Raw genomic sequence first — 22,805 nt, forward strand, 5'->3', positions numbered from 1 at the left:
TGTGGTGAAAGCCTAAGTAGATATTTTACTACTTAGGCGCGGAAAATTTGAGACTTTAGGCTCAAATTTAAGTCATGGAACTCCGCTAGGAGGTCGCTGACGACCGCCACCACATCAGAAAAGTATCAAAAAAGAAACAATGAAAAAACATGACATTAACATCTAAACAACGGGCTTTCCTCAATAGCCAAGCCCACAGCCTCAAACCCATTATCCAAATTGGGAAAAATGGGCTCAATGACCAAATCAAAACTAGTGTGCGCCAAGCGCTAGATGCGCGCGAACTGATCAAGGTAACTCTTCTTCAAAATACGGATGAGAATATCCATGAAGTAGCAGAAATCTTGGAAGAAGAAATCGGTGTGGAAACGGTCCAAAAGATTGGTCGGATTCTCATCTTGTTCAAACAATCGAGCAAAAAAGAAAATCGTAAAATTTCAGCGAAGGTAAAAGAAATTTAAGACATCGAGGAGAGCAAACCTATGGCAATTGAACTATTGACTCCCTTTACCAAGGTAGAGTTAGAGCCAGAGATCAAAGACAAGAAACGCAAACAAGTTGGTATTTTGGGTGGAAATTTCAATCCGGTCCACAATGCCCATTTGGTCGTTGCGGATCAAGTGCGCCAACAATTAGGGTTAGATAAGGTGCTCTTGATGCCTGAGTATGAGCCACCGCATGTCGATGCCAAGGGGACGATTGCAGAGCACCATCGCCTTAAGATGCTGGAATTAGCCATTGAAGGCATTGAAGGTCTGGAGATCGAGACGATCGAACTCGAGCGGAAAGGGATTTCCTATACCTACGACACCATGCTCTTGCTCAATGAACGGGATCCAGACACAGATTATTACTTCATCATTGGTGCAGATATGGTGGATTATTTACCAAAATGGCACCGCATCGATGAATTGGTGGAGATTGTGCAATTTGTCGGGGTCCAGCGACCACGCTATAAGGCGGGGACTTCTTATCCGGTGATCTGGGTGGATGTTCCTCTCATGGACATCTCCTCTAGTATGGTGCGTGATTTTGTGGCCAAAAGCCGGACGCCGAATTTTATGTTGCCAAAACCAGTCTTGGATTACATCAAGAAAGAAGGATTGTATCAATGACCTATGAAAACTATCTAGGCTTTTCTCGTGAGGTCTTGCTTGAAAAAATGCGTCAAATCCTGCCAGAAAAGCGGCTAACCCACTGTTTAGGGGTTGAGAAGGCTGCGCGTGACTTGGCCAAACGCTATGGAGCAGATGAAGAGCAGGCTGGACTAGCAGGTTTGTTACATGACTACGCCAAGAAATTATCAGATCAGGAATTTCTGGACTTGATCGATCGCTATGAGCTGGATCCAGCATTAAAAAACTGGGGTAACAATGTCTGGCATGGGATGGTCGGGATTTACAAGATTCAAGAAGACCTCGGACTGACAGATCCAGCCATTCTTCGCAGTATTGAGATTCACACCGTGGGGAGTGGACAGATGTCAACCTTAGACAAGATTGTCTATGTGGCAGATTATATTGAACACAACCGGGCCTTTCCAGGGGTAGAGCAAGCTCGTGAAATCGCCCAAGTCTCCTTGGATCGTGCGGTGGCCTATGAGACGGCTCGCACAGTCGAACACTTGGCCCACCAAGGATTGCCCATTTATCCCCAAACCCTTGAAACCTATAACGCCTTTGTGAAGTATTTGAAAGAGGAGCAGTGAGTGAAAACAGCTTTTATCATTATTGATGTACAAAATATCCTCGTGGAGACAGGTTTTGAGACAGAAAAGCTGTTAGAGAAGATTGCTTATTTACAAGATCAGGCTAGAAAACAGCAGATTGAAATCATCTATATACAGCATATTGAAACGTCAGAGGCTTTAACTTCGGAAGATTGGCAATTATCGCCCCTGTTGAAGAGGCAGGCAGATGAGAAGGTATTTCAGAAGCGATACAATAGCATATTTAAAGAGACAGGATTAAAAGAATACTTGGATCAACAAGGGATTGAACAACTGGTCCTGTGTGGTATGCAGACAGAATATTGTGTCGATACATCCGTCAAAGTGGGGTTTGAATACGGTTATAAGCTGGTCATTCCAGAAGGAGCTGTCACAACCTTTGATGGAGAGGATATTCCGGCAGAAACGCTTAATGAATTTTATGAAAATATTTGGGCAGAACGTTTTGCGGATGTCTTAGATTACAAATCAATTTTTTAAGGAAAGAGGATTACATGAAAGAAAAAGAACTACTTGAACTAGTTGTCAAAGCAGCCGATGAAAAGCGTGCAGAAGACATTGTGGCTTTGGATGTTCAAAGCTTGACCAGCGTGACAGACTACTTTGTCATCGCAAGTTCTATGAACAGCCGCCAGTTGGAAGCTATCGCTGAAAATATTCGCGAGAAGGTCGTTGAAGCTGGTGGCAATGCCAGCCACGTCGAAGGTGATTCAGCTGGAGGTTGGGTCCTTCTTGACTTAGGTAGTGTGGTGGTCCATGTCTTCTCAGAAGAAATGCGTGCCCACTATAACCTAGAAAAGCTATGGCATGAAGCAAGTGCTGTCGATCTTTCAGCAGCCCTAGCATAAGCAGGTAAACTCAGTTGGTAGCAACTGAGTTTTGTTGGTTAAATTGAAATTCTATGGAAAGAAAGGATGGGGCCTCGTGTTTAGTTAGTTCGATAATTGAACACGAGCTAAAAGCTGTGAGAAAAAGAGTAACTTCCTTTGTATCTGAGGATACGGCAGAAAGTTTCCTATTTTCTCTTTGCTTTTAACGCTCTTTGTATCTTAGAAAGGATTTGAACCCGTCCTGTACTCCTCGGAAAATAGATAGCACTCCTTGGAGTTTAGCTCCATCGTCGTGCTCCTAATTTTCTATCGGATTACGGACGGACTTGGTATCATGAATATGGCGACTTATGAAACGTTTGCGGCGGTCTACGATGCGGTCATGGATGACAGTCTGTATGATTTGTGGACGGATTTTTCCCTCCGCCATCTCCCAAAGACAAAAAATAAGAAAAAATTACTGGAATTGGCTTGTGGGACAGGGATTCAGTCTGTTCGCTTTTCCCAAGCTGGTTTTGATGTGACAGGATTAGACCTGAGTGCGGACATGCTGAAAATTGCTGAAAAAAGAGCTGCTTCAGCCAAGCAGAAAATTGATTTTATCGAGGGCAATATGCTGGACCTGTCACAAGCAGGCACTTATGACTTTGTAACCTGCTATTCCGATTCTATCTGTTATATGCAGGACGAGGTAGAAGTAGGGGATGTCTTCAAAGAAGTCTACAATGCCCTCAATGAGGACGGGGTCTTTATCTTTGATGTCCATTCGACCTACCAGACGGATGAGGTTTTTCCAGGCTATTCTTACCACGAAAATGCAGAAGACTTTGCCATGCTCTGGGATACCTATGAGGATGCGGCACCTCACTCGATCGTCCATGAGCTGACCTTCTTTGTCCAAGAAGAGGATGGCAGCTTTAGTCGGCACGATGAAGTCCATGAGGAACGCACTTATGAAGTTTTAACCTATGACATCTTATTGGAGCAGGCTGGCTTTAAATCTTTCAAATTGTACGCAGACTTTGAAGATAAGGAGCCGACAAAGACCAGCAAACGTTGGTTTTTTGTAGCACAGAAGTAGGACAGCATGACAGTTACAGGTATTATTGCAGAATTTAATCCCTTTCACAATGGTCACAAGTACTTGCTGGAACAGGCAGAAGGGGTGAAAATCGTCGCTATGTCTGGGAATTTTGTTCAACGTGGCGAGCCTGCCATTGTAGACAAGTGGATTCGCGCGCAGATGGCTTTGGAAAGTGGGGCGGATCTGGTGGTCGAGCTCCCCTTTCTCGTGGCTGTTCAGTCGGCTGATCATTTTGCCAAGGGAGCGGTAGAAATCTTGTCCCGTCTGGGAATCGACCAATTGACCTTTGGGACAGAAGAAGTCATAGATTACCAAGCGATTGCTACAGTTTATGCGGAGAAAGAGGCGGAAATGGAAACTTTCCTGCGAAGTCTTCCAGAAGATTTATCCTATCCACAAAAGACCCAAAAAATGTGGGAAACCTTTGCTGGAGTGGAGTTCACAGGAGATACTCCCAATCATATCCTGGGCTTGGCTTATGCCAAGGCCTGTGCTGGGAAGGGGATTGCGCTCAAGGCTATCCAACGGCAAGGTGCAGGCTACCATTCAGAAGAAAAAGAGGCGGCCTATGCTTCTGCGACTAGTCTACGCCTACACAAGGAAGATCAGGACTTTGTCGCTAAATTTATGCCTAATAGCCAACTCTTTCAGTCGGCTCCACAGGTATCTTGGGGGAATTATGACCAACTGCTCCGTTATCAAATCCTAACCCATACAGATCTGACACAGATATTTCAGGTTAATGAAGAACTGGCCAATCGGATAAAGGATGCGGTTCGAGGTGCTAGTTCTGTGGAAGACCTGGTGGAGAAAGTCGCAACTAAGCGCTATACCAAGGCGCGCGTGCGCCGCATCTTGACCTACATCTTGGTAGGGGCGATAGATCAAGCTCTTCCTGATGCCATTCATGTCTTAGGATTTTCCGCAAAGGGACAAGCCCACCTCAAAGGCTTGAAAAAATCAGTAGAAATCGTGACTCGAATCGGTAAGGAACCTTGGGATGCTTTGACCCAACAAGCGGATCAGGTGTATCAGCTAGGCCATCCCAAATTGCGAGATCAGATCTGGGGTCGGGTGCCAGTGAGGGTGGAAGAATAAAATGTCTCACGGAAATCTCCTTTTCCCCAAAAATAAAGGTGTTTTTGTCACATAAGGTAAGAAGTTTATGATGCACGGAAACAATGTTTATCTACTGTCTAAAAATTCCTTTTAGACAGTAGATTTTTTTTTACCAAATTTAGAAGCTTTTTTACGAATAATTAAGTGGAGAGGGGAAAACTTGTACAAGTTCCTGACAAGTTTTTCTTTTTCATGTATAATAATAGAAAAGAGGTAGAATGAGGTATGGTCATGGAAGCAGTCGTTTATTCAACATTCCGCAATCATTTGAAGGATTATATGAAGAAGGTGAATGATGAGTTTGAGCCTTTGACGGTCGTAAATAAGAATCCAGATGAAGATATTGTGGTCATCTCTAAGAGCGAGTGGGACAGCCTACAAGAAACCCTGAGACTAGCTCAGAACAAGGAATTGTCAGATAAGGTCTTGCGGGGCATGGCAGAAGTCCGAGCTGGTCAGGTTCAACTCCATGAGATTGAGGGGTAACAGATGTTACTCAAGTTTACAGAAGATGCCTGGAAGGATTATTGTTACTGGCAAAGTCAGGACAAAAAAACACTGAAGCGAATCAATAGCCTTATCAAAGAGATCCAAAGGGATCCATTTACTGGGATTGGTAAGCCTGAACCCTTGAAATATGACTTTCAAGGAGCATGGTCAAGACGGATTGATGCAGAGAATCGTCTGATTTATATGATAGATGAGTCTGGTGTTGCTTTCCTCTCTTTTAAAGATCATTATTAAGTCTTTGTGCTTAAAGATCTTGTATAATCGTTTTACTTAAAATATTATTTGAGCCCGCTTTATAAGTGGGCTTTTATGGTATAATAAAAGCGAATGTTAATATAAAAACAGGGGAAGCAAATGTCTAATTTTAAAGAAAAACTACCATTATTTCAATCGAACGATGTTCAGATTTCAAATGTGGTTAATGCAGTTTGGTCGATTGCCAACACATTACGTGGGGCTTATCGTGCAGATAAGTATCGAGACGTCATCATTCCGATGTTTGTCTTAACTCGTCTAGAAGCTGCCTTATTACCAACGAAAGACGAAGTAGTGGCCCTTTATCAGTCAAATCCCAATACACCAGAGAAAGTTCTTGAGAACAAGTCTGGCTATAAATACTATAATACCAGTCCTTTTACGCTTGAAAACCTCCAAAATGATCCCAATGCGATCGAAGAAAATTTTATTGCCTATCTAGATGGTTACTCTTGTCGTGTAAAGGATATTATTGAAAATCTGAAGTTTAAAGAACAGGTCCACACGCTTGCAAAGTCTGGGCGTCTTTTTACTGTCATCAAAAAGTTCTCTCAGATTGACCTATCGCCAAGTTCTGTGGACTCTATGGTGATGGGCTATATGTTTGAGGATATTATCCGTCGTTTTTCTGAAAATGAGGAAGCTGGATCTCACTATACACCTCGTGAAGTCATTGCTCTAATGGTCAATCTGCTCTTAATCGAAGCCAATGAAGAATTATTTGTTGATAAAAAAGAGTTGAAAATCTTAGATATGGCAGCGGGGACAGGTGGTATGTTAGCTACAGCCAAAAGTTATATCCGTCAACTAGATACAGGAGCGACTGTCCGTCTTTTTGGTCAGGAAGTTTTACCTGAGACTTTCGGGATTGGTCAAGCGGATATGTTGATTCGTCAAGAAGATTCAGATTATTTTGTGAAGGCGGATACCCTAAAAGATCCAGATCCATTCCCGGATACGAAGATGAGTTTTGTCATTGCCAATCCTCCCTTTGGTCAATCCTGGGGCGGGAAAGATGCAGATGATGGCGTAGAAGACGCAGTTAAAAGAGACCATAACCTCTTTGAGAGTACAGAAGGTCGACAAGGACGTTTTGTTGCGACCCCGGGAACTGGCGATGCCCAACTGCTTTTCCATCTTCATGGTTTAGCTAAACTAGAAGAAAACGGACGAGCAGCTATTATTTCAAATGGTTCTCCTCTCTTTTCTGGTGGTACTTCATCTGGAGAAAGTCAAATCCGTCGTTACATTCTTGAGAATGATTTACTAGAAGCTATTATTGCCCTACCAGGACAGTTTTTCTACAATACAGGGATTGGGATTTATATCTGGATATACAATAAAAACAAATCTCCTGAGCGTCAAAACAAAGTCCAATTTATCGATGCGACAGAGGAGTTTGTTCCTCTGCGTAAATCTCTCGGACAAAAACGTCGTGAATTGTCTCAAGATAATATCCGCCAGATCCTCCAATGGTATGATGATTTTACAGAAAATGACCATGTGAAGATTTTTGATAAGGAAGAATTTCTTTACCGAGAATATACTGTCATGCAGCCTCTACAACGTCGTGGCAAGATAAACGAAGAAACCATTGAGAAGGCCAAAAGTGCTCCTTTCCTAGCTAAACTATTTGACGAATACCAGTATCAAGAATTACTGGAGATGGAACCACGCTCAGCCAAAAATGAGAAGAAATTACAAGACTTTGAAGCTGGGAAGGCCAAGCAAGAAGCTATCTTGGATGCTCTTGGTAAGGGAATTACAGATGACAGTTATCCAAACTTTGAAGGCTTTGTCCAAGTCATTAAGGACTTATTGGGGGATATCAAGGTCACGCCTGCTAATATCAATGCGCTAGCCCTAGCTATGAGTGAAATGGACAAGACGGCAGAAGTCATCCGAACCAATAAGAAAGACAAGCCAAATGAGATTGCTGATGGGATTGTCTACGACAAGACAACCAAGGATAGCGAAATCGTCAAGCTGACAGAGAATGTGGAAGACTACTTTGCGCGGGAGGTCTACCCACATGTACCTGACGCCCACTACTGGTTTGATGAGGAAAAGGGCTATGGAGCTGAGATTCCTTTTACCCGCTATTTCTATCACTACCAAGCACCAGAAAGTTCCGAGAAGCTCTTGGCAGAGTTCTATGACTTAGAAGCAGAACTACAGACTCTCTTGGAGGAACTCAAACATGACTAAGATGAAAGAGAGTGGTATCGACTGGATCGGACAGATACCAGAAGAGTGGAGAGTAAGGCCGATAAAGCATATAGTAGAGACACCTGTTACTGATGGACCGCATGAAACACCAGTATTATATGAAACAGGAATCCCATTTTTATCTGCAGAAGCTGTAAAAGATGGCGTTTTAGATTTTAATTTTAAGCGTGGATATATTTCATTAAAAGATCATGATCGTTTTAAGAAAAAAATTTCACCTAAAAAAGATGACATTTTTATCGTAAAATCCGGAGCAACAACGGGAAATGTTGGTATAGTCAATACGGATGAGATTTTTGATATTTGGTCTCCGTTAGCTTTAATTAGATGTAATAAAACATTAGCTATTCAAAAATACATTTATTTTTATTTGTTATCCACTCTGTTTAAATCCCAAGTAGAATTTAATTGGTCTTTTGGAACTCAACAAAATATAGGAATGGGAGTTATAGAAAGAATAAAAGTTATCTTACCTCCTGTATCGGAGCAGCAAAAAATTGTAGAGGTTCTAGACAAGAAAACCGCCCAGTTAGATAAAGCTAAAGCATTGCTGGAGGAGCAAATTCAAAAACTTAAAGACTACCGCGCCAGCTTGATTTATGAAACCGTCACAAAAGGACTGGATAAAACAGTCCCTATGAAAGACTCAGGTATCGACTGGATCGGACAGGTGCCTCAAGGGTGGGGAGTGAGTCGCTTAAAATATTATTTTGATATATATGCTGGAGGGGATATAGATGAAAGAAATACAGTTGAGGAATACTCAGAAAGTCATCCTTATCCCGTTCTGTCTAACTCTCTCGAAAATGAAGGTGTGTTGGGGTACACTAATAAATATCGATTTAAAAAGAATTGTGTCACTGTGACTGGTAGGGGAGATGTTGGAAAAGCAGTGTATAGAAATATTAATTTTTATCCTGTTGTTCGCTTATTGGTTTGTGTTCCAAAAAGTCAGGTGGATTGTAGATTTGTAACGTATTGGATAAATTCAGCTATAATTGAGAAAAATCAAACGGCGGTTTCACAATTAACAATTCAGATGTTGGGGGAACTTCTATTTGTAAATGTACCTTTTTTAGTACAAAAAAATATTGCTGATTTTCTAGATAAGAAAACTGTTCAAATTGACAAGTTAATTCAAATCAAGAATCAGCAAATTGATAATATTAACAAACAACGACAAACTCTTATTTATGATTATGTGACAGGGAAGAAGAGGGTGTAGACGTACAACTTGTATTTGGATGAAAAAGTGAATGATAGGACGGTTGCAAAAAATGGAAGAAAATTATAGTTTGTATGTATCTCAAATAAAGAAATCTATTAAGGAAAATTCTTTGATCTTATTTGTTGGTGCAGGAATATCAGCTAATTCAAATTTGCCGACTTGGGGAGAGTTGATTCAATCATTCAGGGAAGAATTAGATTTACCAGATGGCAATTCAGATGATTATCAAAGAGTTGCTCAGTATTATTATGATACGTTTGGGAAAAATCGATATACAGAAAAGATAGAAGAAGTTTTCTCTAGTAAAGGGATAAGTAAACCAAATGAGTTACACAAATTAATAGAAAAGATAGCTCCAGAACATATAATTACGACAAACTATGATTCCCTACTGGAAGATCAATTTGGAAGTGGCTTGCTAAAGTACAACGTAGTCGCTGAGGATAAAGATATTCCATACACAAGTCCCAGAAGATATTTAATTAAAATGCATGGAGATCTTACTAAAAATAATATTGTATTGAAAGAAGAAGACTACTTAGACTATTCTTCGAACTTTCCAATGATTTCAAATTTAATACAGACATTAATCATGAACCATACATTATTATTTGTGGGGTACTCTTTAAAAGATTCTACTTTTAAAGCTATATTTCGTCTGGTTCAGAATGCTTTTCAGTCGGATGCTAAATTCGCTTATCTTTATATTCCTGAAAAACCATCGACTTTTGAAAGAGATTTGTACAAAAAACAAGGAGTTATCGTTTTTTCTAATGATAGATGTTCGGATGATGTAGAGGAAGTATCAGAGGGACAAAATAAAAAATTTTTAAATACAAAGAAATTTTTAGAGGATTTATCATTCGATGAAAATAGAACATTAGACAATGTTGATGGTTTATGGGGACAACTTGCTTTCTTGGATAGACTCAGTTTCATCGATTCGAGAGATTTTTCAACATACTCTACATTAAAGAGAAGGGCTTTAAACAGGGGCGATAGTTATAGTTGGTTTGGAAATGATAGTTTAAGATTTGAAATTAAGAATCATGTAGAACTACAAAAAATGGTTTATAATAAATCTCTTTTCAACCATTTTTTGGATATTGACTTTGAAGAAACTAGAGAATTCAAAGCAAATGGATTTTTAATGGAGGCGTTCAAGTTATATGAAGAAAAGCAGTATTCTCTAGCAAAAGCAAAGTTTAGGGAACTAGCGAATACAGCATTTCGTCAGAAAGACTATTTTAATTTCCTTGTGTGTGAATTTAATTTTCAACGCATCCCCATAAATCTTTTTGAAGAAGCACCTAATTATGCTGAACCATTATATAGTGGGGAACTAAATGAACTAACGGAACGAATTATTAACTCGGTTACAGGTGATGAGAAAAAAATTATCGAATTTTTTAGAGATTCAATACTAAACCTCAATTTTTTTTACAGAAAATTAGAAACGATTAATGAATTATTCGATAAAATTCGTGAAGAACACGAAAACTATCTGAAGGGTGGACAGTCTTTTAATAATCATCTCTATAATGCTGAATTTGAAGTAAAAAATCTTTATAACTTTATAAAACTAAACTGTTTATGTGTTGAACATTATAAAATGTTTAAATCAATCATTAATAGATACTTAGAAATGTTGTTACTCAGTTATGATAATTCATTTGTAAAGCATGTGAAGTCCATTTCTGATGGGACAGCATCAATGATTAGGGAGCTTGATTTGGACGATGTTCAATTGATTCTTCCTAGTATAGATTTTAAAGTAGTAAATTTATATTTTAGCAATTACTCATTTAGTAAAATTAAAGTTACTGAAGAAGCAGAAGAGTTTTTATTTAACAGAATAACTTATCTGCAAGAAAAGGTTAAATCTCATGTAGATTCTCATCTCCATGAACTTAGAAATCTGCTAAATTTTTTACCTCTGGTTGATGATATAGATGTATCAAGAATAATAAATGTTTTAGACTCTCAAACACTATATTTTAGTTTAAATAAAGAAATTAAGGGACTCATTAAAGTTGTCCTTGATAATATAGATGCAATTAACAATGATATGTTGAAATCTAAGATGGTTGAGATTGTTAATAAACATTTAAATATAATTTTGGAAAATGATTTTTCTTTATATCATTCAGCGTATCCATTATATTCTCAGTTATTAAAATACTGCTCAACTGAAGAAGAAACTGCGAAGATAATGCTTGAAAAGCTCAATATAGATATTTTAAAAATTAAATATCAAAATGATGATGTTAAAAATATTATGGAGTATTCTGATTTGTTATGTTATTTATTTAATAATCTTGAAGAAGATACTAAAAATGATGTTCTAGAAATTCTAAGTGCTTATGAGGATTCAGAAAATATCTTTTATTACAAAGTAATTGAACTGATGATTTCTAAAGTGTATGGTTTTCCTAAGCTACAAAATAAAATCTACCAACACTTGATAAAAAGAATTAATGAGGGTCATGAGGACGGCATAATAACAATACCAGATCCAAGAAAACAGTCAGTAGGTAGTTTATACAATCTAAGTAGAGAAGGATATTTTTCGAAGTCTGACATTTTAAAAGATATCAAAGAAAATATTCGAGGACTCTACCCTGAAGTAGACTGGACTTGGTACGATGATAGGAGTGATGAGGTAATTCATCGTTTATTAGAGCACAGAACTCCAATTAATATTAAAACTCATTTTTCAAAAAATGAAGAAGATAAAAAATTGATTGATGAGTACATAATAAGAACTCTCAATGAAGAAAAAATTACGTTTAAGAAATAAACTGAACAAACGAAATATTAGAAAGTGAGAAACTATGGCAAATTTGGGCTTAAAGGAGCGCTATGATTTCCAGCAGTGGATTATCAAAGACTTGAAAGAAAAAAATGGTTATATCCAGCGGGATGCGGCTCAGTACGACCCTCGATTAGCCATGGATGTGGAGCTCCTATGGGATTTTCTGATGGAGACTCAGGAAGAGACCATGGATTATATCCTTAAAAAACTGACTAAGGAAACAATCATCAATCTCATCAATACAGAAATCGTCAAGGGTGGTTTTTTGTTCGCCTTAAAAGAGGGTGTCTTTATTGAAAACAAGCAGTTGCGCCTTCTCTATCGCAAACCTGCAACTAGTTTTAATGAAAAGGCCCTTCAGCAATACCAAGCCAATCGCTTGTCAGTGATTGAAGAAGTGGTTTATGAAGAGGATGATCGCATCGATCTTGTAATCTTTATTAATGGCTTGGCCCTTTTTGCCATTGAGCTTAAGTTCAATCCAAATGGGCAATCGGTCCAGGATGCTATCAAGCAACTCAAGGGTCGCAATCCCAAGAATCGCCTCTTTCGTTTTGAGCAGGGAGTTATGGCTTCCTTTGCCGTAGATACCTTGGAAGTCTACATGACTACCCAGTTAAAAGGTCAAGAAACCTACTTCCTACCCTTTAATATGGGAAAAGGAGAAGGGATTGAAACAGGAAGTGGAAACTCCCATAATCCAGACGGAGTGGATACAGAGTATTTATGGTTAGATGTCCTGACCAAGGATAGTATTCTCCAACTGGTTGAGAGTTTCATCTTTTATGAAGTCGATAAGACTAACTCTAAAAAGAAAACTCTTATCTTCCCAAGATATCATCAACGTAGAGCCGTTAGTCGCCTTCTAGAAGACATGAAGACCAACCATACGGATAATAATTATTTGATTCAACACTCAGCTGGTTCAGGGAAAACAAATACTATTGCTTGGCTTGCCCACAGTTTAGTGTCTCTTCATGATGATCAAAATAGAAATATCGTTGATACAGTTTTAATTGTCACAGACCGTATTGTAGTAGACCGTCAGTTACAAGACGCTGTTAGACAGATTAATCATAAGAACGGTGTCGTGAAAGTGATGGGTGATCGTGAAACATCAAGTGATTTAGCTGATGCCATTGCAGGGAACACAAAGATCATTGCAACAACAATCCATAAGTTCGCCCAGATTAACCAGTCGGATTGGATGTCTGTAGGCAATACTGCCAACAAGAAGTTTGCTATTTTGATTGATGAAGCTCATAGTTCGACGACGGGCTCTTATATGAGTTCAGTTAGTCAGGTATTGACTGAAACGGATACAGAAGGTAGAACCATCGATGAGGTTCAGGAAGTAACCGTTGCGGATGCGATTGAGCAGGAGATTGCGCGTACAGGTAAGCAAGATAACGTTTCAATCATTGCCTTTACAGCTACTCCTAAGGCAACCACCCTACAGTTGTTTGGTACAACACAGTCAGATGGCTCGAAAGCTCCTTTTGATGTCTACAGTATGAAACAAGCAATCAATGAAGGCTTTATCTTGGATGTCCTGAACAACTATACGACTTATAAGAGATACTGCAAGTTAAATAAAGCTGTAGAAGAAGATCCTGAACTGAAAACCACAATTGCCAAACGTAAGATTGCTAAGTTTATTGAATTGTCTGATGAAAATATCAATCAAAAAGTTGAGATCATTATGGATCATTTTATCAGCCATGATATTATGGCTGAGTTAGGTGGACATGGGAAGGCAATGATTGTGACATCTGGACGTGAAGCTGCGGTGAAGTACCAACTAGCCTTTCAGAAATATTTTGAAGAACATAGTATTACTAGTATTGGTACCTTGATTGCTTTTTCAGGTAAGGTAAATTATCGTGGTAAGGAGTACTCTGAATCACAGATGAATCACTGTAAAGAAGATGCCCTAAAAGATCAGTTTAATACAGCTGACTATCAGGTCTTGATTGTGGCCAACAAATACCAAACAGGATTTGATCAACCCAAGTTGGTGGCCATGTATGTCGATAAGAAATTACGGAGTGTTGCAGCTGTTCAGACATTGTCCCGTCTGAATCGAATTTTCAGAGGTTACAATAAGAAAACCTTTATTCTTGATTTTAAAAACACTTATGAAGACATTCAATCTTCTTTTGCTCCTTATTATCGAACAACGATTTTATCAGAAACAGTTTCGCCTCGGGATGTCTTAGATTTGGATCGGAAATTAGACGAATATGGCATTTTAGATACAGAGATTGTACATGAGTTCAATCAATATTTGTATCAAGAGAAACGCTCTAGTCGAGATAAACAAAAGATGGTGGCTCTTCTGAATCAAGGCTATGAGAGAGTCAGACGCTACACTGATAAAGAACAGTTATCTATTCGTAAGGTGATTCGAGGTTTCTTACGCATGTATACCTTCTTGATTCAAGCAACTGCTTATCAGAATGAAGTTTTACACGAGAGATACAATTATCTTCAACGCTTAGTGAAGATGATTGATGTTCGGATTGGTAGTGATGACTTTACGATTGCCGATAAGATAGTCGTTGATTATATGAAACATAAAAAGACGGGTTCATTTGTGGGAGTTTCTGAATTAGATCAAAAGTATGAAGTGAACTTACCTAAACCAAGTTTAACATCAGTGACAGAAGACCAAGAAAAGCGCTTATCTGAAATCTTGGAAGAAATAAATGAACAGTTTGATTTGAATATTGAACCTGAAGTTGGAATGAGCGGTGCAGTTTCTATTCGAGAGTTATTGAAGAAGAATCCAAGGCTTAAACAATCAGCACATGTGAACTCTCGTGAAGATTTTAAGTTTGCTTTTGAAGAGGAAATAGACAATGCATTAACAGAAGGGTATTCTCAAAGTCAAGATTTGTATGGAGCACTTCTCAACAATGAAGCCTTTAAAAAACGGATTGCCAATATTTTCATCGATGATGTTTATCGACATTTGAAAGCCGAATAGTATCCTCACTAAAAATAGAAAAATCTAGTCTAACTTCGATGATTTGTGATATAATGTTAAAGATTGAAAATAATTTGAAAAAATTTAAGGAGAATCCTCATGGGACGTAAATGGGCCAATATTGTTGCCAAGAAAACTGCCAAAGATGGTGCCAACTCAAAAGTGTATGCTAAATTTGGTGTGGAGATCTATGTAGCTGCTAAAAAGGGTGAACCAGATCCAGAACTAAATACTGCTTTGAGATTCGTTATTGACCGTGCGAAACAAGCGCAAGTGCCAAAACACGTAATTGATAAAGCGATCGATAAGGCAAAAGGAAACACTGACGAAACCTTTACAGAAGGACGTTACGAAGGATTTGGACCAAATGGTTCGATGTTGATCGTTGATACTTTGACGTCAAACGTTAACCGTACAGCTGCCAATGTCCGTGCTGCTTTTGGTAAAAACGGTGGGAACATGGGAGCTTCAGGTTCTGTATCTTACCTCTTTGACAACAAAGGTGTCATCGTCTTTGCTGGTGATGATGCCGATGCGATCTTTGAGCTTTTGCTTGAAGCAGATGTGGATGTAGACGATGTAGAAGCAGAAGAAGGAACAATCACTGTTTACACTGCACCAACTGATCTTCACAAAGCGATCGTTGCTTTGCGTGAATCAGGTGTCGAAGAATTCCAAGTAACAGAATTGGAAATGATTCCTCAATCAGAAGTTGAGTTGTCAGGTGAAGATTTGGAAACATTTGAAAAACTTTACAGCGTTCTTGAAGACGACGAGGACGTACAAAAAATCTACACAAACGTAGATGGATTCTAATCACTCGTAAGGACTGTAGTGAATCCCATAAATTAAGAAAAAGGATAGCTTCTCAGATCAAGCTATCCTTTTTCTCTGTCTGATGAGGATCTATCTTTTGTAAGTGATGTCCTGTATAAGCGTAAATACGGGTCAGGGGTGATTGGGAGAGTGTGGAAACTTTAAAATAGAAATAATGGTCTCGATGATCCCGACTTTTGGTGTGGTGAAGACGAAAGTAGTTTCGCTGGCCTGCTGCCATAGAGTGGAGAATATCGTCTTCTAAAAAGACGAGCGGCGTAGAAGTAGCGGCCCACTTGTAAAAGTCCATCTCAAATTGGTGGTAATTCTCCGAAAAATAATCAAATTGTAATTCGTGTTTAGTCTGAATAGGTTTCATAGGGTGTTTCCTCAGATTCAATAAAAATGATAGAGTCTACGAGGAGACGGTGGTAGTGGCCATCGCTTTTGAGAAGAAGCTCAGAAGTAGATAAGGTGTGAATCGAACCTGTGTGAGTCGAAAAATGGTTGCCCTCTAGAATCGTGATCGAGATCGTCGTTTGTTGTTGAAAGGCCTGCTCCAGGAGCTGGATCTGTTCAGCAAGTGGAAGAATTGTGAGCTGACTGCGGTCAATTTCTTTTGTATGCAGGGCAGTTGTGTGCTCGGATAAAAAGAAGCCGGCCCATTTAGCCATGCCACGATCTTGAAATTCGCGGGCGGATTGATAAGGAAGATAAGAACGGTCGATCATGTTAATCCATCTAAGCCTCCTGCAGAATGTCCGCCTGTTAGTTTACTGCGTGCAATGGCGCGTGAGTTTTCTAGTAATGAGGAGCCTTTCTGAAGAGAGGTGAAGCCAAATTGGTCCCGAATGCGGTCAATGGTCTGCTGGAGTTTCTCATCTTTTTCCAAGGCTACTGGATCATCAAAAAGAGAAAAGAGTTGAAGAGACTCCTCGACAAGTTCTCCATAAAAAACACCAATCTGCCGAATGGCTCCTCCTTCGTACTTGGAGCGAAAGAGCCGCAGAACCGTATCGGATAAAACCTTGGTGGATTGGGTAGGCTCAATCTTTTGCTGGCAGTGAATGGACGGAAGCCCCTCGATTTTGGAGTAGGAGGCATGAATGGAGACCAGCTGGGTCTTCTTTTTTTTCCGTCGCAAGCGAATAGCCACCTGTTCAGCCATCTCCCGAAATACCAGTTCAATGTCGGTTTGTAGATGGTAGTCATAGGGCAAGATTTGAGAGTTGCCAATGCCTCGTGATTTCGGACGATAAGGCTTGTGGACATTGCTTTCATCAATGCCATGAGAATGAAACCACAGTTGAAGGCCCATGATTCCGAATTCTTTCTTTAAGAGATCTGGGTGAGCCTGGGCCAGTTCAGCAATCGACGTGATCCCGATTTTTTGCAATCGCTTTTCAGTCCGACGTCCAATGCCCCAAAAATCAGTAAGCTGGGGCAGTTTCCAGACCTTACTTTCTACATCTTCATAAGACCAATTGGAGCGCATATTTCGGCAATGCTTGGCTTCATTGTCCAAGGCTAGCTTGGCAAGAAGGGGATTGGCGTTGCTGAGGCCGATGGTAGAGTAGATTCCAGTTTCCTGCCAGATCCTTTTTTGGATTCTGGCAGAAAGGAGATCCAGTTTTTCCTTTCGAGAGAGGGAGGGATCTGGAATAAAATAATTTAAGGAAGAGGTCAGATCGATAAAGCCTTCGTCAATCGAGTAAGGGAAAATATCATCTGGTGCCGCAAATTCTTGAAAGACTTTTTGAATCTCCATATTGACTTGAATATAGGCATTCATCCGTGGGGGGACAATCAGGGTCCTCTTGGCCCAGGATTCAATGGATGCAATAAAGGCTGGATCTGTGGGCAATCCTTGTTTTTTGGCGGCGTAGCTATTAAATTTTCTGGTTTTGAGGTCAAAAGGTAGGTCGTAGCTACGGCTAACATTTTTCTTGCCGAAGACTTGTTTGAAAACGGGAGAGCTCGCCAAAATCAGGCCAGCTGAATTGTCGCTCCGACTCATGACGCAAAGAGAAGTCGTCAAGGGATTGAGCCCCAGACGGACACATTCACAACTGGCATAAAAACTTTTCATATCCACAAAAGCAATATCAGAATGAGGCTCACGTGAATAATCAAATAGCATATTTAAACCTCGAGTGGAAGAAAATGACCGACCACAATGCCGACGATTTTGGGCTCGTCTTCATAGGGAGCAAATAAATCGTCGTAATCAGGGTTGATGGATTCTAAGCGCAAACCTTCCGCTTCCCGATAGACTTTCTTGATGTAGGTTTTTCCATTCCAGATGAGGGCGTAGACAGCACCATCATAGTCAAAGCCAGTCTGCTTCATGAGGGCAACAGAGCCATTGGGATAGAGAGGTTCCATCGAATCTCCAGATACCCAAGAAGCAAAGTCATGCTGGATCTCTTGGTCAAAATAGACAGTTTCATAGTCCGTTTCGTTGTCATAAAAAGTGTGTCCTAAACCGGCTGCCAACTCAATCGAAAGAACCTTATAAGCAGTCAAGGAAACAACTTTTTGCTGCTGTTCCAATAACTGGCTGGCCAACTGGTCGACTTTCTTTTGATGAGGTGGGGTTAATAAAGGGTAGGTGTAGAGTGCAGACTCTTTGTTAATAAAGTAGTCCTCTTTAACGGAGAGGCGCTTGGCCAACCTCCTGAGATTTTTTTCGTGTGGCTCCGCTAAGCCATTCTCCCAACTGGAGTAAGTCTTGCGAGAAATCTTGAGCTCCTCGTAGACATCTGCTTGGGTTAAGCCTTTTTCCAGGCGTCTTTCTTTTAGTTTTTTTGCATCAAACATGTCACTTCTCCTATGTAACGTTTTAAAAGTTACATATAGTTTATCAAAAATGAATCCTTTTTGCAAGAGAAAAATTCAGTTGAAAACGAATGAAAAGACTTGGATTTTGAATGAAAAAGGAGTATAATCAGTTTTACAACTTCTAACAACGAGGAATTATATGAAAAAAAGTTTTATCCACCAACAAAAAGAAATTTCGTTTGTTAAAACGACGTTTACGCAGTATTTAAAAGATAAATTGGACATCATTGAAGTCCAAGGGCCAATTTTGAGCAAGGTCGGAGACGGGATGCAGGATAACCTTTCTGGGATTGAACATCCAGTATCTGTCAAGGTCCTTCAAATTCCTGATGAGACTTATGAAGTCGTGCACTCACTCGCAAAATGGAAACGCCATACCTTGGCACGTTTTGGTTTTGGCGAAGGAGAAGGTCTCTTTGTCCATATGAAGGCTCTTCGTCCAGATGAAGATTCGCTAGACGCTATCCACTCTGTTTATGTAGACCAATGGGACTGGGAAAAAGTCATCCCCAATGGTCAACGCAACATCGCCTACCTTAAAGAAACGGTTGAAAAAATCTACAAGGCCATTCGTTTGACAGAACTAGCAGTAGAAGCGCGCTATGATATTGAGTCAGTTCTTCCAAAACAAATTACCTTCGTTCACACAGAAGAATTGGTGGAACGCTATCCAGATTTAACTCCAAAAGAGCGTGAAAATGCCATTGCCAAAGAATTCGGAGCCGTTTTCTTGATCGGGATTGGTGGAGAGCTTGCAGATGGCAAACCACACGATGGCCGTGCACCTGACTACGATGACTGGACAACAGAGTCTGAAAATGGCTACAAGGGCTTGAATGGTGATATCCTCGTCTGGAATGACGTTCTAGGTTCAGCCTTTGAGTTGTCTTCAATGGGAATCCGTGTCGATGAAGATACGCTTCGCCGCCAAGTTGCGATCACAGGGGACGAGGATCGTCTCCAATTAGAGTGGCACAAGGCTTTGTTAAATGGTCTCTTCCCACTCACGATTGGTGGAGGGATTGGACAATCTCGTTTGGCTATGTTCTTACTTCGTAAGAAACATATCGGTGAAGTCCAAACCAGTGTCTGGCCTCAATCTGTCCGCGATGAATATGAAAATATCCTATAAGGAAGAAAGAGAGTGGGACAGAAATCGGTAATTCGTTAGAATTCGATTTCGTCGCCCCCCCTCCGCACAGTTGAGTAGGGCTGTAAAAGCTGATGAAATCGGCGTAGTAGAGCCCACTCAACCACTGCGTCTTGCTCGACAATTCAAAGATAACTGAGAGGCTAGGACTTTTGTCCCAGCCTCATTTAATTGTCGCTTGACCATATCAAATCGCAATTTTCTGATTTTTTTTGGTATAATGGTCCCTATGAAAATAGTATCTGGAACCTATGGGGGACGTCCCCTCAAAACACTTGAAGGAAAAACAACCAGGCCTACTTCTGATAAGGTCAGAGGGGCCATGTTCAATATGATTGGTCCTTACTTTGATGGTGGAAGAGTGCTGGATCTCTATGCTGGAAGCGGTGGGCTCTCTATCGAAGCCGTTTCTCGAGGCATGTCAGAGGCCGTTTTAGTGGAAAGAGACCGCAGAGCGCAGGAAATTGTAGCAGCCAATATTGCCATGACGAAGGAAAAGGAACGGTTTCAACTGCTAAAAATGGAGGCTAAGCAGGCCTTAGGGCTTTTAACGGGCACCTTTGACTTAGTTTTCTTGGATCCTCCTTATGCTAAGGAAGAGATTGTTCGCGATATCGAAACCTTGTGCGAGCGTCAACTCTTGTCAGAGGAGATCATGATTGTGTGCGAAACCGATAAACACGTAGAACTTCCTGAGGAAATCGGACAAGTGGGAATCTGGAAAGAAAAAATCTATGGAATTAGTAAGGTAACAGTATATGTCAGATAGAAGTGGATTGTTTACAGGATCGTTTGATCCGATTACCATTGGGCATGTGCAATTGATCGAGCGAGCTAGTCGCTTGTTTGACCGTGTCTATGTCGGAATTTTTTATAATTCGGAAAAAGTCGGACTCTTTTCCATTGAGCAGCGTGTGCGCATGGTGAAAGGGGCCTTGGCTCATTTGGAAAATGTTGAAATTGTGACGTCGACTCAAGAGTTGGCTGTGACAGTGGCGCGCAATCTTGGCGTGGTCACCTTGATCCGGGGCTTGCGCAATGCACAGGATCTGGTATACGAAGCCAATATGGATTATTTTAATCACCAGTTGGCGCCTGAATTGGAGACGGTTTATCTCTATGCCCAGCCTCCTTACCAGGCCATTAGTTCAACCCGTATTCGAGAGTTGCTGGCTTTTCAGCAGGATATCTCACCTTATGTACCAAAGAGTGTAATGGAGGAAATCAAAGATGACACAAGCGAATAAACCAAGCTTGCCTACAAAAAAGAAAAAAGGACGATTGAAAGAATACCGATGGCCGATTGCAGGCGTTCTTTTCTTGCTCCTCTTGCTAGCTGCTTTTGTGATTCGCCTTCCCTATTATATTGAGATGCCAGGAACGGCAGAAGATATTCGATCGGTCATGACAGTCGATGGAAAAGCGGATACCAAGTCAGGGTCTTATGACTTTGTAACCGTAGCAGTGAAAGAAGCGACTCCGGCTGATTTGATCTATGCTTGGGCGACACCTTTTACAGATATCTACTCTGCCAAGGATATGACAGGCGGTAGTTCGAGCCAAGAATTTACGCGGATTAACCAATTCTATATGGAAACCTCGCAAAATATGGCCATCTACCAAGGGTTAAAGACAGCTGGAAAAGAAACCCAGATGGACTTTCTAGGTGTTTATGTCATGCAGGTGGCAGATGATTCGACCTTTAAGGGAATCTTGAACATTGCGGATACCGTCACCGGTGTGAATGGGAAGACCTTTAAGAGTTCCAAAGAATTGATTGATTATGTTGGTTCTCAAAAAATTGGCGACCCCGTTTCGGTGACCTATATTGAGGATGGACAAACCAAGACCGCAGACGGAAAGATCATCAAATTGTCCAACGGGAAAAACGGAATCGGGATTAGCCTGATCGACCGGACTGAAGCCAAAGGCGATGTTCCTGTCCAGTTTGCGACCCAAGGAATTGGTGGACCAAGTGCCGGTATGATGTTTAGCCTAGCTATCTACACCCAAGTGGCTGATCCAGATCTTCGTCAGGGACGCCATATTGCAGGGACAGGAACCATTAACCAAGATGGAACGGTTGGCGATATCGGTGGGATTGACAAGAAAGTCGTCGCAGCCGATAAAGAAGGAGCAGAAATTTTCTTTGCCCCTAATAATCCAGTTTCCAAAGAAGAAAAGAAAGCCAATCCCAAGGCCAAATCAAACTATGAAACAGCGAAAGAAGCAGCGAAACAAATTCATTCGAAGATGAAAATTGTCCCCGTCAAAACCCTTCAAGACGCTATTAATTATTTGAAGAAGAATTAGAAGTATCTTGTTAGATCAGTCTCGTACTTGAAAGTACGAGGTAGAGTTGGCAGATAGGAAGATTCACCTTCTAATCAAATTCAAGTTTTTGCTTATCAATCTCTCTATTTTTAGAGGGATTTTTTCTTTATACTGGTATCAGAAAGAAAGGGAGGTAGTGAAATGATTCAAACCAATTTGTTTTCCATTTCAGTATTCTTAGCGGGAGTTCTATCCTTTTTCTCCCCATGTATTTTGCCACTGATGCCAGTCTATGTAGGGATTCTATTGGATTCTGAACGTGTGAAAACTGTTCGGATTTTTGGAAGAGATATTTCTTGGTACGGCTTGGTGAAGACTCTTTGTTTTATTGCAGGCCTATCAACTGTTTTCCTGATTCTAGGATACGGTGCAGGGGCCCTTGGCCAGGTGCTTTATGCTCCATGGTTTCGCTATCTGCTAGGAGGGATTGTGATCTTATTAGGGATTCACCAAATGGAAGTGATCAATCTGAGACAACTCCAAAAGCAAAAGACCATCCAACTCAAAAAGAATCGGGAGCGCAATGAATTCTTCAATGCTTTTCTGATAGGGGTCACCTTCAGTTTTGGTTGGACCCCTTGTGTCGGACCAGTTTTGAGTTCGGTTCTAGCCATTGCTGCTTCCGGAGGAGATGGTGCTTTACAAGGTGCTCTCCTGATGCTGGTCTATACATTAGGTTTGGCGCTCCCCTTCTTAGTCTTGGCTCTGGCTTCTAGCTGGGTTCTACAACATTTTGCTAAACTCAAGCCCCATATGGGAACCTTGAAAAAAATTGGTGGTGCCCTCATCATCTTGATGGGCATCTTGCTGATGCTAGGAAATCTTAATAGCCTCGCATCCCTGTTTCACTAATCTTGAATGATTAAAGGAGAAAAA

At 40.6% G+C, this 22,805-nt stretch carries 23 protein-coding genes; 19 read left to right on the plus strand and 4 right to left on the minus strand.

Going from position 1 to position 22,805, the window contains the following annotated elements; all coding sequences use genetic code 11:
• Window positions 1–149: 149 nt before the first annotated feature.
• The 14 genes from yhbY to HMPREF2686_RS08555 all read left to right on the plus strand — a co-directional run bounded on the left by yhbY (window position 150) and on the right by HMPREF2686_RS08555 (window position 15,604).
• Complete coding sequence (yhbY, locus tag HMPREF2686_RS08490) at window positions 150–461, plus strand: ribosome assembly RNA-binding protein YhbY (RefSeq protein ID WP_003005853.1); 312 nt, start codon at window positions 150–152, stop codon at window positions 459–461.
• Window positions 462–482: 21 nt separating this feature from the next.
• Window positions 483–1,115, plus strand: coding sequence for a nicotinate-nucleotide adenylyltransferase (locus tag HMPREF2686_RS08495; protein ID WP_070450271.1), 633 nt, complete (start codon window positions 483–485; stop codon window positions 1,113–1,115).
• Entirely contained in the window at window positions 1,112–1,708 is a 597-nt protein-coding gene (gene yqeK, locus HMPREF2686_RS08500) for a bis(5'-nucleosyl)-tetraphosphatase (symmetrical) YqeK (protein WP_070450275.1), read from the plus strand. Before HMPREF2686_RS08495 ends, yqeK begins: the two co-directional genes overlap by 4 nt.
• Window positions 1,709–2,209, plus strand: coding sequence for a cysteine hydrolase family protein (locus tag HMPREF2686_RS08505; protein ID WP_070450278.1), 501 nt, complete (start codon window positions 1,709–1,711; stop codon window positions 2,207–2,209).
• 14 nt (window positions 2,210–2,223) lie between these two features.
• Window positions 2,224–2,577, plus strand: a complete 354-nt coding sequence (gene rsfS, locus HMPREF2686_RS08510) for a ribosome silencing factor (RefSeq protein WP_003005865.1) — start codon at window positions 2,224–2,226, stop codon at window positions 2,575–2,577.
• A gap of 322 nt (window positions 2,578–2,899) precedes the next feature.
• Entirely contained in the window at window positions 2,900–3,640 is a 741-nt protein-coding gene (locus HMPREF2686_RS08515; RefSeq protein WP_315940701.1) for a class I SAM-dependent DNA methyltransferase, read from the plus strand.
• 6 nt (window positions 3,641–3,646) lie between these two features.
• A complete protein-coding gene (locus HMPREF2686_RS08520; protein ID WP_070450284.1) occupies window positions 3,647–4,741 on the plus strand; it encodes a nucleotidyltransferase in 1,095 nt (364 codons plus the stop codon).
• Window positions 4,742–4,993: 252 nt separating this feature from the next.
• Window positions 4,994–5,248 (plus strand): type II toxin-antitoxin system Phd/YefM family antitoxin, encoded by a 255-nt coding sequence (locus tag HMPREF2686_RS08525; protein ID WP_003014291.1) that lies wholly within the window; start codon window positions 4,994–4,996, stop codon window positions 5,246–5,248.
• A 3-nt stretch (window positions 5,249–5,251) separates the two neighbouring features.
• A complete protein-coding gene (locus HMPREF2686_RS08530; RefSeq protein WP_070450287.1) occupies window positions 5,252–5,506 on the plus strand; it encodes a Txe/YoeB family addiction module toxin in 255 nt (84 codons plus the stop codon).
• A gap of 120 nt (window positions 5,507–5,626) precedes the next feature.
• Complete coding sequence (locus tag HMPREF2686_RS08535; protein WP_070450289.1) at window positions 5,627–7,735, plus strand: type I restriction-modification system subunit M; 2,109 nt, start codon at window positions 5,627–5,629, stop codon at window positions 7,733–7,735.
• Window positions 7,728–8,981, plus strand: coding sequence for a restriction endonuclease subunit S (locus HMPREF2686_RS08540; protein WP_070450292.1), 1,254 nt, complete (start codon window positions 7,728–7,730; stop codon window positions 8,979–8,981). Before HMPREF2686_RS08535 ends, HMPREF2686_RS08540 begins: the two co-directional genes overlap by 8 nt.
• A 52-nt stretch (window positions 8,982–9,033) precedes the next feature.
• Entirely contained in the window at window positions 9,034–11,784 is a 2,751-nt protein-coding gene (locus tag HMPREF2686_RS08545) for an SIR2 family protein (protein WP_070450575.1), read from the plus strand.
• 34 nt (window positions 11,785–11,818) lie between these two features.
• Complete coding sequence (locus HMPREF2686_RS08550) at window positions 11,819–14,788, plus strand: type I restriction endonuclease subunit R (RefSeq protein ID WP_070450295.1); 2,970 nt, start codon at window positions 11,819–11,821, stop codon at window positions 14,786–14,788.
• Between the two features lie 99 nt (window positions 14,789–14,887).
• Window positions 14,888–15,604 carry a YebC/PmpR family DNA-binding transcriptional regulator gene (locus HMPREF2686_RS08555; RefSeq protein WP_003005873.1) on the plus strand — a complete coding sequence of 239 codons (717 nt, stop codon included), beginning with the start codon at window positions 14,888–14,890 and terminating at the stop codon, window positions 15,602–15,604.
• Window positions 15,605–15,656: 52 nt separating this feature from the next.
• Here the strand turns inward: HMPREF2686_RS08555 and HMPREF2686_RS08560 are convergent, their stop codons facing one another.
• The 4 genes from HMPREF2686_RS08560 to HMPREF2686_RS08575 are packed head-to-tail and all read right to left on the minus strand — an operon-like array spanning window position 15,657 to window position 18,424.
• Window positions 15,657–15,983: a DUF5960 family protein gene (locus tag HMPREF2686_RS08560; RefSeq protein WP_003005875.1), complete on the minus strand. Its 327-nt coding sequence runs from the start codon at window positions 15,981–15,983 to the stop codon at window positions 15,657–15,659.
• The gene (locus tag HMPREF2686_RS08565) at window positions 15,964–16,335 is read right to left on the minus strand and encodes a hypothetical protein (RefSeq protein ID WP_049483436.1); all 372 of its coding nucleotides are present in this window, start codon (window positions 16,333–16,335) and stop codon (window positions 15,964–15,966) included. Before HMPREF2686_RS08565 ends, HMPREF2686_RS08560 begins: the two co-directional genes overlap by 20 nt.
• A complete protein-coding gene (locus tag HMPREF2686_RS08570; protein ID WP_070450298.1) occupies window positions 16,332–17,744 on the minus strand; it encodes a Y-family DNA polymerase in 1,413 nt (470 codons plus the stop codon). Before HMPREF2686_RS08570 ends, HMPREF2686_RS08565 begins: the two co-directional genes overlap by 4 nt.
• 2 nt (window positions 17,745–17,746) lie before the next feature.
• On the minus strand, window positions 17,747–18,424 hold the full coding sequence (locus HMPREF2686_RS08575) for a helix-turn-helix domain-containing protein (RefSeq protein WP_024054965.1): 678 nt from the start codon (window positions 18,422–18,424) through the stop codon (window positions 17,747–17,749).
• Between the two features lie 160 nt (window positions 18,425–18,584).
• On the opposite strand from HMPREF2686_RS08575, the gene asnA reads away from it, so the two are divergent.
• The 5 genes from asnA to ccdA2 all read left to right on the plus strand — a co-directional run bounded on the left by asnA (window position 18,585) and on the right by ccdA2 (window position 22,781).
• Complete coding sequence (gene asnA / locus HMPREF2686_RS08580) at window positions 18,585–19,577, plus strand: aspartate--ammonia ligase (RefSeq protein WP_003005888.1); 993 nt, start codon at window positions 18,585–18,587, stop codon at window positions 19,575–19,577.
• 247 nt (window positions 19,578–19,824) lie between these two features.
• Entirely contained in the window at window positions 19,825–20,364 is a 540-nt protein-coding gene (gene rsmD, locus HMPREF2686_RS08585) for a 16S rRNA (guanine(966)-N(2))-methyltransferase RsmD (RefSeq protein ID WP_031575882.1), read from the plus strand.
• Window positions 20,354–20,842 carry a pantetheine-phosphate adenylyltransferase gene (gene coaD, locus HMPREF2686_RS08590; protein WP_031575884.1) on the plus strand — a complete coding sequence of 163 codons (489 nt, stop codon included), beginning with the start codon at window positions 20,354–20,356 and terminating at the stop codon, window positions 20,840–20,842. The genes rsmD and coaD overlap by 11 nt, the downstream gene beginning before the upstream one ends.
• Window positions 20,826–21,908 carry a SepM family pheromone-processing serine protease gene (locus tag HMPREF2686_RS08595; RefSeq protein ID WP_070450302.1) on the plus strand — a complete coding sequence of 361 codons (1,083 nt, stop codon included), beginning with the start codon at window positions 20,826–20,828 and terminating at the stop codon, window positions 21,906–21,908. Before coaD ends, HMPREF2686_RS08595 begins: the two co-directional genes overlap by 17 nt.
• A 162-nt stretch (window positions 21,909–22,070) precedes the next feature.
• Window positions 22,071–22,781: a thiol-disulfide oxidoreductase-associated membrane protein CcdA2 gene (ccdA2, locus tag HMPREF2686_RS08600; protein ID WP_049507024.1), complete on the plus strand. Its 711-nt coding sequence runs from the start codon at window positions 22,071–22,073 to the stop codon at window positions 22,779–22,781.
• Window positions 22,782–22,805 lie beyond the last annotated feature (24 nt).

Source organism: Streptococcus sp. HMSC057G03 (assembly GCF_001808745.1).
GTDB classification, from domain to species: Bacteria; Bacillota; Bacilli; order Lactobacillales; family Streptococcaceae; genus Streptococcus; species Streptococcus parasanguinis_Z.